We start from the raw sequence: 11,076 nt of genomic DNA on the forward strand, positions 1-11,076 counted from the left end.
GGCCGAAGGTGGACTTCGCGGTGGTCCGCGAGTTGCGCCGAGAACTGAGCGAACGGCTCACCCACTGGCAGCGGGGTCGGGAGTTCGACGCGAACGCCGAGGAGGTCGAGCGGGCCCGGCTCGCGGTCGCCGTCGTCTCCGGCTACGCCGACTCGGTACGCCGCGCCGGCACCCCGCTCACCGCCGACGAGGAACGGCTCCTGCTCGACCAGGTCACGGCGGAACTGGTCGGCCTGGGTCGACTCCAGACGCTGCTGGTGGACGACTCCATCGAGGAGGTGCACATCCTCGGCTGCGACCAGGTACGCATCACCCGGCACGGCGGTGGCGTGGACTGGGCCGAACCGATCGCCGACAGCGACGAGGAACTGGTGGAGATCCTCCAGGCGGCGGCCCGCCGGGCGGGAGCCACCGAACGGTCCCTGTCGACGTCGAAGCCGACGCTGGACCTGCAACTGCCCGACGGCAGCCGGCTCGCGGCGGTCTTCCTGGTCAGCCACCGCCCGTACGCGGTGATCCGCAAGCACAACACGCTGGACGTCAGCCTGGAGGACATCTGCGGCACCCGTCCGGACCTGGACGAGATGATCGATCCGCTGCTGCGGGACTTCCTGCGCGCCTCGATGCGGGCCGGGCTGAACATCATGGTCGCCGGGCTGGCCGGGGCGGGAAAGACCACCGTCATCCGGGCCTTGATGGACGAGATCCCGCCGGACGAGCCGTACGTGCTGCTGGAGGAGAGCCGGGAGTTGCTGCCGGCCCGGCGTGGGCACAAGCACCGGGCGGTGATGAGCTTCGAGGCACGGGAGGGGCACGGCGAGCGCGGTCTGGACGGCCGGCCGGCCGGTGAGGTGAGCATCGCCGACCTGATCCCGCTGTCGCTGCGGATGGGCGTGCTGCGGATCATCGTCGGGGAGGTGCGGTCCCGGGAGATCGTGCCGATGCTCCAGGCGATGACGACCAGCCGAGGGTCGATGTGCACCATCCACGCCCGTACCCCGGCCGGGGTGAGCGAGCGGATCATCGAGCTGGCACTGGCCCACGGCCGGGAGATGACGGTCGACCAGGCCCGCCGGATGGCCGGCAACGCCCTCGACCTGATCGTCTACGTGACCGTCGAGGACGAGACCGCGATCGGCGGGCGCAAGCACCGCTTCGTCTCCCACGTCGAGGAGGTGATCGGGGTCGGCGAGGGCAGCCGGATCATCACCACCAGCGTCTTCGGGCCCGGCCCTGACGGCCGGGCGATCCCCCGCCACCTGCCCGAACGCATCCGCGCCCAGCTCCTGCGGGTCGGGTACGACGCCCGGCTGCTCAGCCGGTTCATCGAGGCCGGCGCGGGCGCGTGGCGCCGCCCCCGGCACAGCCGGCTCGCTCCGGTGGTCCGGCGATGAGCCCGATCGAGCTGGTCGCCGTCGTCTCCGGTGCGACCTGCGTGGCCGGTCTGGTGCTGGCCGTGGTCGCGCTCACCGGCACCCGCGCGCCCGCGCGTTCCCGCCCCGGCGCCGGTCGTGGCCTGCGCCGGCTCTGGCCCGGCCCGGGCCCCGGGCTGCGGGAGCGGCGGATCCAGCGGGCCCGGCTGGCGGTGGCGGCGGGGGCCGGGGCGCTGTCCTTCCTGCTCACCGGGCTGCCGGTGGTGGGCCTGATCGTGGCGGCGGCGGTACCGGGCGTGCCCTGGCTCTTCGCCGTCGGCAAGGCCGAGGAACGGGCGATCGCCCGGGTCGAGGCGGTCGGTGAGTGGACCCGCCGGCTCAAGGACGTCTCCGCCACCGGGCAGGGCCTCCAGGCGGCGATCATCAACACCATCGCCACCGTTCCCGAGGAGATCCAGGAGGAGGTACGGCTGCTCGCGGCGCGCCTCCAGGCCGGCTGGACGGCCCGCACCGCACTGCTCGCCTTCGCCGACGAGATCGGCGACCCGGTCTGCGACCAGGTGGTGGCCGCGCTGATCCTGCACCTGACCGACCGGGGGGAGCGCCTCGGAGACGTGCTCGGGGCGATCGCCTCGGCTGCCGCCGCCGAGGTGGCCACCCGCCGCGAGGTGGAGGCGAAACGCACCCAGCCGAGGTTCGCCGTTCGCTTCCTCACCGGGATGACCCTGGTGGTGCTCGCGTACGGGTTGCTGAACACCGACTACATCCGCCCGTACGGCACCGTCGTCGGGCAACTGGTGATGGCGGTGCTCGGCGCGGCCTTCATCGGCCTGCTGGTCTGGGTGCGGTCGATGAGCCAGCCCCCGCCACCGGCCCGGTTCCTGCCCGCCCCCGATCCGGAGGAGGCGGTCGCGTGATCCTCAACTGGCAGCTCGCGATCGCCGTGCTGGGCGGCGCGGGGATCGGGTTGGGCGTGTTTCTGCTGGTCCGGGAGGCACTGCCGGCGTACCCGGCGCTCGGCCCGGCGCTGCGCCGGCTGCACCAGCCGCCCGGCACGGCCGCCTCCTCGCGGCGGCTGGACTGGTTGGGTGGGTTCGCCCGCTGGCTCAGCCCACCGCACCGCCAGCTCGCCCTGATCGGCCGGACCCCGGAGCAGTACGCCCTGTCGGTGCTCCTCTCCGCCCTGATCGGGCTGGCCACCCCGACCGTGCTCGGCGCGCTGCTCTTCCTCGGCGGGATGCGCCTGCCGGTGGCCGTACCGGTGCTGGGCAGCATCGGGATGGCCCTGCTCTGCGCGCTGCTGGCCCACCGGGCGGTGCTGGCGAAGGCGGACGCCGCCCGGGACGAGTTCCGCCAGGCGGTCTGCACCTACCTGGATCTGGTGGCGTTGCAGCTGTCGGCGGCGCACGGCCCGGTGCAGTCCCTGGAACGCGCGGCGACGGTCTGCGACGGCTGGGTGTTCGAGCGGATCCGGGAGTCGCTGCGGATCGCGCAGTTGCAGATGCACTCCCCGTGGGACGAGTTGCAGGAGCTGGCCGACCGGATCGGCATCGCCGAGCTGGGCGACGTGGGCGCGATCATGCGGAACTCGGGCAGCGAGGGCGCGCAGGTGCACGAGACGCTGCGCAGCCGCGCCGACTCGCTGCGGGACCAGATCCGCACCGACAACCTGACCCGGGCCGAGGGGATCACCAGCCGGCTCGACATCCCCGGGTCGCTGCTGGTCTTCGTCCTGCTCGGCTTCATCATCTATCCCTTCGTCGCCCGTCTGTGAGGAGCCCTCCCCATGCGCATGTTCACGTTCTTCTACCTCGCCGCGGTGGACCGGCTGTCCCGGCTGCGTCGCGAGTCGGACCGGGGCGACAGCCCGGTGCCCACCGCGGTGATCATCGCTGGCCTGGTGGTCGCGGCCACCGCGGTCACCGGCCTGGTGCTGCAGAAGGCCGAGAGCTGGATGAACAGCATCCCGGGCAAGTGACCCCACCCGCTCCCCCAGTCGTGTGCCCGGGCCGGGCGGTCCCCACCGTCCGGCCCCGGGACGCGCTCACCCGTGCGCCGCATCCGGAGCGACCCGGCCTCCGCGTGGCCCTGGCCGTCCGCCGCCTCACCGCCGGGGGCACGGACCGGGGCGCGAACCCGGTGGAGCTGGCCGTCGTGATGCCGGCGGTGCTGGTGCTGCTCTTCGCCTCCGTGCAGGTGGCGGTCTGGTTCGTGGCCCGGTCGACCGCGCTGCACGCGGCGCAGAGCGGGGTCAACGCGCAGCGGGCACTCCAGGCGCCGGTCGGGGCGGGCGAGGCCCGCGCGGCCGGGTTCCTGGCCGCCGCCGGTGACTGGCTGGTCGGCGGGAAGCCCAGCTGTGCCGCCAGCGCCACTGAGGTGACCTGCACCGTCACCGGCCGGTCCCTGTCCGTCGTGCCCGGGGTCAGCTTCGAGGTACGGCAGACCGCGCACGGCACCGTCGAACGGTGGACCGACCCGTGACCGCCGCCGTGGACCGTGGACGGGGTTCGGTCTCGGTGGAGGTGGCCGTGCTCGCCCCCGCCTTCATCGCACTGATCGTCCTCGCCGGGGTGACCGGGCGGACGGCGGTCGCCGACGAGGCGGTCGAGTCCGCCGCGCACGACGCCGCCCGGGCCGCCTCGATCTCCCGGGATGCCGGTGCCGCCCGCGCGGCGGCCCGGGACGCGGCCCGCCGGCAGCTCGACTGGCGGGGCCTGAACTGCTTCGCCGCACCCCGGATCGCGCTCAGCGGCGCGGTAGGCGGTCAGGCGACCAGCTTCGACGCCGCGTACCGCAGCCCGGCCGGCGAGCCGGCGAGCGTGACCGTCTCGGTGACCTGTGTGGTCTCCCACGCCGACCTGGCGCTGCCGGTGCTGCCCGGGATGCCGCTGCGCACCACCGTCTCGGCGAGCTTCACCTCGCCACTGGACCGCTACCGGAGCCGAGGATGACCGCCTGCGACGCGCGACGAGACGCCGGGCGGGTCAGCCTCTTCCTGGCCGTCGCCATGTTCGGCGTACTGGCGGTCATCGGCGTCGCGTACGACGGCGCCGGCCAGCTCCGGTCGTTGCAGCGCGCCGACAACCTCGCCGCCGAGGCGGCCCGCAGCGGCGGCCAGGCCGTCGACCGGGCCCAGGCGATCGCCGGCGGGCCGAAGGAGATCGACGAGGCCGACGCCCGGGCCGCCGTACGGGACTACCTCTCGGCCGCGGGCGCGGCCGGGCACCGGGTCAGCTTCCCGGTGGCCGGCGGCGAGAAGCAGATCCGGGTGGAGGTCGACGTCACCTACCGCCGGCACATGCTGGGCCTGTTCGGCATGGACAGCACCGTCACCGTCACGGGTGAGGCCACCGCACGGGCCATCACCGAGGCACCGTAGGAAGGAACGCCGCCATGACCGCACCGCGTGGCTCCGCCGTCCGGCGGACCGGGCAGTTGCTCACCGGGTTCGGCTCGCTGGTCGTGCTGATCGTGGTGCTGGTGGGTGCGCCGGTGGCGCTGCTCGCCTTCGCCGGAAACCCGCTCCCCGACCAGCTGCCCACCCTGGCCGAGGTGGGCACCACCTTGACCAGCCGCGACGACGGCCAGCTCTTCCTGAGGGCGTTGGCGGTGGTCGGCTGGCTCGGCTGGGCGAGTTTCGCCTTCTCCGTACTGGTGGAGTTGGGGGCGGCGGCGGCGCGGCGTCCGGCGCCCCGGTTACCCGGGCTGAGCCGGCAGCAGCGGGCGGCGGCGGCGCTGGTGGGGTCGGTGGCCCTGCTCCTCGCGGCGGCCCCGGCGGCCAGCGCGGCCAGCGCGGTGGCGTACCCGGCGGCCGGCACGGCGTACCCGGCGGTGGCCGCGGGCGCCGCGCTCGCCGCGCCGGCAGGCGTCGGCACGCCGACCACGCAACACGGCGTACTGCCGGCCGGCGCGGAGCGGCAGGGCGGGGCGCCGGACGACGCCGGGTTGCCGGCGGGGCGGTCGACCGCCCCGCCGGTCTACCGCGTCGCCAAGGGCGACTACCTGGGCGAGGTGGCCGAGCGATACCTGGACGACTTCGACCGTTACCGGGAGGTGGCCCGGCTCAACCGGCTGTCCGACCCAGACCGGATCCACCCGGGCCAGCTCATCAGGCTGCCGGCACAGGCGACGGACGGCGGCGTCCGGGAGCACGCGACCGGCCGGTTGGTGGCCACGCCGCCCCGCAAGCCGTCACCGCGCCCCCCGGCGGACGCCCCGCAGGCCGCCACGCCGCCGGCACCGGCGGAGAGCGCCACGCCGCAGGCGCCGGGTTCGCCCGGCGAGCCGACGCGGGAGATGGCCGGCGGGCCGGTCGGCACCGCCGGCGGGCAGGCGGCGGCCGAGGGCGCCCCGGCTGGGCAGGCCGCCGGCGGCGAACGGGCCGGTGCCCCGCAGGGGCCGGCCGCCGGCCAGTCACCGCAGGTCCGACAGGCGACGCAGGCTCCGGCGATGGCCGTGGGAGCATCCCGCACCGGCGACGACGACAGGCTCAACCGGCCGCTGGCGGTCTCGGCGGTGCTCGCCGTGGCCAGCATCGTCGGCGCGCAGATCGGTGCGGTGCTGGGGCTGCGTCGCCGTCCGGCCGCCCGGGTCCTCGACTCCGGGCGTCACCGCCGCGGCTGATCCACGGGTACGCCGCCCCGGCCCCGCCTTCGGGCGTCGGTGCCGGGGTGGGTCAGGGCAGCTTGGTCTGCAGGACGCCGTCGACCACCCGGGTGGGCAGGATCTGCTGGTCGTTGGGGGACGGCCCGTGCACGACCTCACCGCCGTTGAGCCGGAACGTCGAACCGTGCCAGGGGCAGACCACGCAGTCGTGCCCGCCGATCTCCCGTACCTCGCCCTCGCCGAGCGGACCGCTCTGGTGCGGGCAGCGCTCCAGCATCACGGTGATGTCGTCGCCGTGCCGGTAGAGGATCACCGAGACGTCGTCCACCTCCCGGGTGACCAGTTTGCGTTGCGGCAGCGTGGCCAGATCGGCGACCGCCCGCCACTCGTCGCTCATCCGGTGCAGCTCGGAGATGCTCTGGCTGCCCTGCGCGCCCTGCTTGTACGCCAGGTGCCCGCCGATGTACGCGCCCATGCTCGCCGCGCTCAACCCCAGGTACGCCAGCACCCGCCCCGTCCCGTGCCGGCCGCCGAGCCGGGCGGCGAACGAACCGGCGTACAGCGCCAGCCCGACGGTGTTCGAGGCGGCGTGCACCAGCCCGACCCGACGCTGGTCGCGGGCCAGCGCGGCCCAGTCGTTCAGGCCGGCGACAGCGGCTGGCACGGCGCTCGCGGTGCCGAGCGCCACCAGCGTGGTGGCCGCGCGACGCTGGCCGGGCAGCAGGTCCAGCACCGCGGTGCTGATCCAGGCACCCACCGGCACCTGCACCATCGCCGGGTGCAGCGGGTGGCCCAGCCAGACGCCGTGCAGCAGATCGCGGACCCGCTGCCCGCGCAGGGTCCCCTGGACAACCCGTTGGAGCCGGTCACCGATCCGGTCCAGCTTCGCGTTCTGTTCGATCTTCGTCATCAGCGCTCGCACCTTCTCCGACTTCCCGGCAGGCGCGGTCGCAAACCGGGCGGTGGGCACGTTCTCCCACGTCGGGGCTCAGTCGGTGCTCCGGGCGTCGCGCCGGGCGGATCGGGCACGCTCGCGCCGTCAGGGCGTCCAGCGGTCGGCGTGTAGGGCCTCGGCCAGGGGGCGCTTCTGCCGCCAGCCGTGCCGGGCCAGGTCGGGGACGGATTCCAGGTGCGTCACCGGGCCGACGCAGAGCCAGGCGACCGGCCGGATGCCGACGGGGATGCCCAGCAGTTCGGCCAGGAACGGCTCACGGTAGAACGAGACCCAGCCGACGCCGAGTCCTTCGGCGGTGGCGGCGAGCCAGAGGTTCTGGATCGCCAGGCAGACCGAGTAGAGGCCGGCGTCGGCGATGGCGTGCCGGCCCAGCACGTCCCGGCCGCCCCGGGACGGGTCGTAGGTGACCACGACGGACAGGGTCGACTCCAACACCCCGTCGATCTTGATACGGGCGAAGCGCCGCGCGGCCTCGCCGGACAGGGTGGCGGCGAAGACGTCCCGCTCCTGCCGTACGTGCTCGTGGAACCGGCGCCGGAGCCCGACGTCGCGGACCAGGACGAAGTCCCACGGCTGCGAGTAGCCGACACTGGGCGCGGCGTGCGCCGCGTCCAGGATCCGGTGCAGCGTCTCGTCCGGCACCGGCTCGCCGGTGAACTCGGCGCGGACGTCGCGGCGACGGTGGATGGCGGTGTACAGATCCATGGCAGGCTCCCGCTGCGCTCGGCCCACGTCGTCGTGGGTGGGCACCTCGCATGATCGTGCTGTCGGCGATGCTAGCGGCCGGGCGGGCCGGCCCCGGACGGTGTGTCGAAGCTCGGCCGTCTACAGTGGTCGGCTCCGGCCCCTGACCCGGTCGAGCGGTCCGTCGAGGCCACCCCCACGGGGGACACCGTGACGAACACGCGTACCCGCGCCGTCCGTACCGTTCTGGCCCTGACCGTCGCCGCGCGGACCGGTCCCGGCCACCGGGCCGAGTGGGAATTCCCGCGCCGGTAACCTCCGCGCGGCATACCGTGGCCCGGTGCACCCACGCTTCACCCCGGTCCGGGACTGCTTCCACGACCTCTTCGCCTCCGGTCGGGAGACCGGCGCGGCGCTGGCCGTCTGGCACGACGGCCACCCGGTCGTCGACCTCGTCGGCGGCTCGGACGCCGGGTGGCGGCCGGACACGCTGGTGAACGTCTACTCGGTCGGTAAGCCGCTGGCCGCGGCCTGCCTGCTGGCGCTGATCGACCGGGGGCGGGTGGAGCTGGACTCGCCGGTCGCGGCGTACTGGCCGGAGTTCCGCACGCCGGCCACGGTCCGGCAGGTGCTCAGCCACACCGCCGGACTGCCCGCGTTCCCGGTGGTCCGGCCGGCCGAGGCGGTCGCCGACTGGGCGCTGCTCTGCGCCGACCTGGCCGCCGCGACTCCGGAGTGGGAGCCGGGCACCGTCGCCGGTGAGCACGCCTGGACGTACGGGCATCTGGTGGGCGAACTGGTGCGCCGGGTGGACGGCCGGCCGGTGGGCCGTTTCCTGGCCGAGGAGATCGCCGGCCCGTGGCGGCTCGACCTGGCCTTCGGGCTGGGCGCGACCGACCAGCGGCGCTGTGCCGACGTGTCGTACGGCGATCCGGGGTGGCCGGTGCGGACGCGGGGCACACCGGGGTCGCTGCGGGCCCGGGCGTTGGGTAATCCGTCGGGCGGCCTGGACGTGGCGGTGGTCAACAGCCCACTCTGGCGGGGAGCCGAGGTGCCGGCGGTCAACCTGCACGCCACCGCCTCCGGGCTGGCCCGGTTCTACGCGGGTCTGCTCGGCGGGGGTGCCCTCGACGGGGTCCGGGTGTTCGGCGCCGATCTGGTGGCCGAGGCGACCCGGGTGCAGTACGACGGCCCGGATCTGCTGCTGGAACGGCGTACCCGGTGGACGCTCGGCATGCAGGGGGAGGAGGACGGGAGCTGGGGCATGGGCGGGATCGGCGGCAGCAGCGCCTGGGCGGACCCACGGCGCGGCTACGCCTTCGCGTACGTGACCGCCCGGTTGGCCGGCCACGACCGGGTGGACGAACTCGTCGAGGCCCTGCACTCCTGCCTCTGACACACCGCGTACGTGCCTCACACCCCGGTGAGGTGGGGTCCGGGCACCAGGACACGGCTGCCTGTCGCGGTGAGCAGGGCGCGGGCGGCCACCGTCACCCGGCGACGCCGCGACACCAGCGCCCGCCCGGCGAACACGTCGTAGTCCTGCCCGGCGATCTCGTCGAGGATGCCGCCGTAGAGCGCGTACGCGGTACGCATGCAGGCCTGTGAGGCGGGCGCGAGCAGGGGGATCCCCGGCGCGGCGGCCTCGTAGTGGGCCTGCGCGCGGGTCACCTCGTACTCGATCAGGTCCCGGATGTTGCCGGTGGCGCGGCCGGCCGCCTTCGCGGCGAGCAGGTCGTCCCGGGTGACGTCGAACTTCGCCAGGTCCTCGTCGGGCAGGTAGGTGCGGCCCCGGTCGAGATCCTCGGCCACGTCCCGGATGAAGTTGGTGAGCTGGAAGGCGAAACCGAGTTGGCGGGCCGGTTCGCGGGCGGCGGCCGGGTCGGAGCTGCCGAGGATGGGCAGCATCATGGTGCCGATGGCCGCCGCCGAGCCCTCCATGTAGTCGAGCAGGTCGTTGTGGGTCGGGTACGACACGACGGTCAGGTCCATCGCCATGCTGCGTAGAAACGACGCGAAGTCGCCCCGGTCCAGGTCGAAGACGGCGATGGTGTGCAACACGGCGGGAAGCAGCGGGTCGTCGATCGGCTCGCCGCGCAGGCCGGCGAGGAAGCGGGTGGACCAGTCGTGGAGCCGGGCGGCCCGCTCGGCCGGCGGCAGGTCCTCGGTGCGGTCGACGATCTCGTCGGCGTGCCGGGTGAAGCCGTACAGGGCGTGCACGTGCCGCCGTTTCCAGGAGGGGAGCAGCCGGGTGGCGAGATAGTAGGTACGCCCGTGTCGCCGGTGGAGGTCCTGGCAGCGGGCATAGGCGGCGGTGAGGTCGGTGTCCACCAGCCCTCCTCAGATCCGACGCAGAAATCGACGCAACTCGTTACCCTAGGGTACGCTCGCCCCATGGCCAACGACGCAGTGGCCGGTGACGCGCTCCGCGCGGCGCCGGCACAGCCGGGAGCGACGGAGGCTCGGTTCCGTGGCGTACCGGCCGCCGCGTTCACCGAGGATCTGGTCGCGAGCGTCGACGACACCCTGGCGGGCTTCCTCGCCGCCGAGGTCGAGGCGCTCACCCGGATCGACGCGGCGATGGGCGCGTTCGCCGCGACGGCGCGCGACAGCGTGCTGGCCGGCGGCAAGCGGGTCCGTCCGACCTTCGCCTACTGGGGCTGGCGTGGCGCGGTCGGCGGCGCCGAGCCGCTGTCGGCGGTGCTGCCGGCGTTCGCCGCGCTGGAACTGCTGCACACCTTCGCGCTGGTCCACGACGACGTGATGGACGCCTCCGACACCCGGCGGGGCAGACCCACCGTGCACCGGGCCGTCGCCGCCCGACACGTGGCCGCCGGACACAGCGGCGACCCGGACCGGTTCGGCGAGACGGTGGCCGTGCTCATCGGCGATCTCTGCATGGTCTGGGCCGACCGGCTGCTCAGCCGCGCCACCGTGACCCCGGCACGACTGTTCGACGTGCGCCGATGCTACGACCAGATGCGCGTCGAGACGATCGCCGGTCAGTACCTCGACGTGCTCGGGGAGAACGACGCGGCGCACTGGTCGCTGGACCGGGCGCTGCGGGTGGCCCGCTACAAGACCGCCAGCTACACCGTCCAACGGCCGCTGCTCTTCGGCGCCTGCCTGGCCGGGCTCGCCTCCGACGCGTCGCTGATCGCCGCCTACAGCCGGTACGGCCGGGCCGTCGGCGAGGCGTTCCAGCTCTGCGACGACCTGCTCGGTGTGTACGGCGACCCGGCCGCCACCGGCAAGCCGGCCGGGGACGACCTTCGCACCGGCAAACCGACGGCGTTGCTGCTGCTGGCCCGGCAGCTCGCCACCCCCGGTCAGCGGCAGGCGCTGGACCGGGCCGGCACGGTGACCGAGCCGCACGAGGTGGGCCGGCTGGCCGAACTGGTCGCCGCCACCGGGGCGGTCTCCCGGGTGGAGCGAATGATCTCCGACCGGGTGGCCGAG

At 74.4% G+C, this 11,076-nt stretch carries 13 protein-coding genes; 10 read left to right on the plus strand and 3 right to left on the minus strand.

Annotated elements, in window-relative coordinates; translation table 11 throughout:
• The 8 genes from E1165_RS25200 to E1165_RS25235 all read left to right on the plus strand — a co-directional run.
• Positions 1-1,394: CpaF family protein (locus E1165_RS25200; protein ID WP_132394218.1), on the plus strand; the 1,394-nt coding region annotated here is incomplete at its 5' end.
• Positions 1,391-2,290: a type II secretion system F family protein gene (locus tag E1165_RS25205; protein WP_132394219.1), complete on the plus strand. Its 900-nt coding sequence runs from the start codon at positions 1,391-1,393 to the stop codon at positions 2,288-2,290. The genes E1165_RS25200 and E1165_RS25205, both read left to right, overlap by 4 nt.
• Positions 2,290-3,147, plus strand: coding sequence for a type II secretion system F family protein (locus E1165_RS25210; RefSeq protein WP_132394228.1), 858 nt, complete (start codon positions 2,290-2,292; stop codon positions 3,145-3,147). Before E1165_RS25205 ends, E1165_RS25210 begins: the two co-directional genes overlap by 1 nt.
• Positions 3,148-3,159: 12 nt before the next feature.
• Positions 3,160-3,351: a hypothetical protein gene (locus E1165_RS25215; protein ID WP_132394220.1), complete on the plus strand. Its 192-nt coding sequence runs from the start codon at positions 3,160-3,162 to the stop codon at positions 3,349-3,351.
• Positions 3,352-3,455: 104 nt separating this feature from the next.
• Positions 3,456-3,854, plus strand: a complete 399-nt coding sequence (locus E1165_RS25220) for a TadE/TadG family type IV pilus assembly protein (RefSeq protein WP_243704986.1) — start codon at positions 3,456-3,458, stop codon at positions 3,852-3,854.
• A complete protein-coding gene (locus E1165_RS25225; protein ID WP_132394230.1) occupies positions 3,851-4,324 on the plus strand; it encodes a TadE/TadG family type IV pilus assembly protein in 474 nt (157 codons plus the stop codon). Before E1165_RS25220 ends, E1165_RS25225 begins: the two co-directional genes overlap by 4 nt.
• Positions 4,321-4,752 carry a hypothetical protein gene (locus E1165_RS25230; protein WP_132394221.1) on the plus strand — a complete coding sequence of 144 codons (432 nt, stop codon included), beginning with the start codon at positions 4,321-4,323 and terminating at the stop codon, positions 4,750-4,752. Before E1165_RS25225 ends, E1165_RS25230 begins: the two co-directional genes overlap by 4 nt.
• 14 nt (positions 4,753-4,766) lie before the next feature.
• The gene (locus E1165_RS25235) at positions 4,767-5,996 is read left to right on the plus strand and encodes a LysM peptidoglycan-binding domain-containing protein (protein WP_132394222.1); all 1,230 of its coding nucleotides are present in this window, start codon (positions 4,767-4,769) and stop codon (positions 5,994-5,996) included.
• A 52-nt stretch (positions 5,997-6,048) separates the two neighbouring features.
• On the opposite strand, the gene E1165_RS25240 is transcribed toward E1165_RS25235, so the two are convergent.
• Both E1165_RS25240 and bluB read right to left on the minus strand, forming a co-directional pair.
• Positions 6,049-6,888 carry a Rieske 2Fe-2S domain-containing protein gene (locus E1165_RS25240; protein ID WP_243704985.1) on the minus strand — a complete coding sequence of 280 codons (840 nt, stop codon included), beginning with the start codon at positions 6,886-6,888 and terminating at the stop codon, positions 6,049-6,051.
• Positions 6,889-7,017: 129 nt separating this feature from the next.
• Positions 7,018-7,638: a 5,6-dimethylbenzimidazole synthase gene (gene bluB, locus E1165_RS25245; RefSeq protein WP_132394224.1), complete on the minus strand. Its 621-nt coding sequence runs from the start codon at positions 7,636-7,638 to the stop codon at positions 7,018-7,020.
• 319 nt (positions 7,639-7,957) lie between these two features.
• Here bluB and E1165_RS25250 point away from each other — a divergent pair, with 319 nt between their 5' ends.
• Complete coding sequence (locus E1165_RS25250; protein ID WP_132394225.1) at positions 7,958-9,013, plus strand: serine hydrolase domain-containing protein; 1,056 nt, start codon at positions 7,958-7,960, stop codon at positions 9,011-9,013.
• Between the two features lie 17 nt (positions 9,014-9,030).
• On the opposite strand, the gene E1165_RS25255 is transcribed toward E1165_RS25250, so the two are convergent.
• Positions 9,031-9,948, minus strand: coding sequence for a phytoene/squalene synthase family protein (locus tag E1165_RS25255; protein WP_132394226.1), 918 nt, complete (start codon positions 9,946-9,948; stop codon positions 9,031-9,033).
• A gap of 63 nt (positions 9,949-10,011) precedes the next feature.
• Between E1165_RS25255 and E1165_RS25260 the strand changes: the two genes are divergently transcribed.
• On the plus strand, positions 10,012-11,076 hold a 1,065-nt coding region (locus E1165_RS25260), incomplete at its 3' end, for a polyprenyl synthetase family protein (RefSeq protein ID WP_132394227.1).

This window comes from Micromonospora sp. KC723, from assembly GCF_004348595.1.
Classification (GTDB): domain Bacteria; phylum Actinomycetota; class Actinomycetes; order Mycobacteriales; family Micromonosporaceae; genus Micromonospora.

Bases quoted from the DNA above. Each gene is read 5' to 3' on its own strand.
- E1165_RS25205 (WP_132394219.1), top strand. From the start codon at position 1,391: ATGAGCCCGATCGAGCTGGTCGCCGTCGTCTCCGGTGCGACCTGCGTG.
- E1165_RS25215 (WP_132394220.1), top strand. From the start codon at position 3,160: ATGCGCATGTTCACGTTCTTCTACCTCGCCGCGGTGGACCGGCTGTCC.
- E1165_RS25230 (WP_132394221.1), top strand. From the start codon at position 4,321: ATGACCGCCTGCGACGCGCGACGAGACGCCGGGCGGGTCAGCCTCTTC.
- E1165_RS25235 (WP_132394222.1), top strand. From the start codon at position 4,767: ATGACCGCACCGCGTGGCTCCGCCGTCCGGCGGACCGGGCAGTTGCTC.
- E1165_RS25240 (WP_243704985.1), bottom strand. From the start codon at position 6,888: ATGACGAAGATCGAACAGAACGCGAAGCTGGACCGGATCGGTGACCGG.
- bluB (WP_132394224.1), bottom strand. From the start codon at position 7,638: ATGGATCTGTACACCGCCATCCACCGTCGCCGCGACGTCCGCGCCGAG.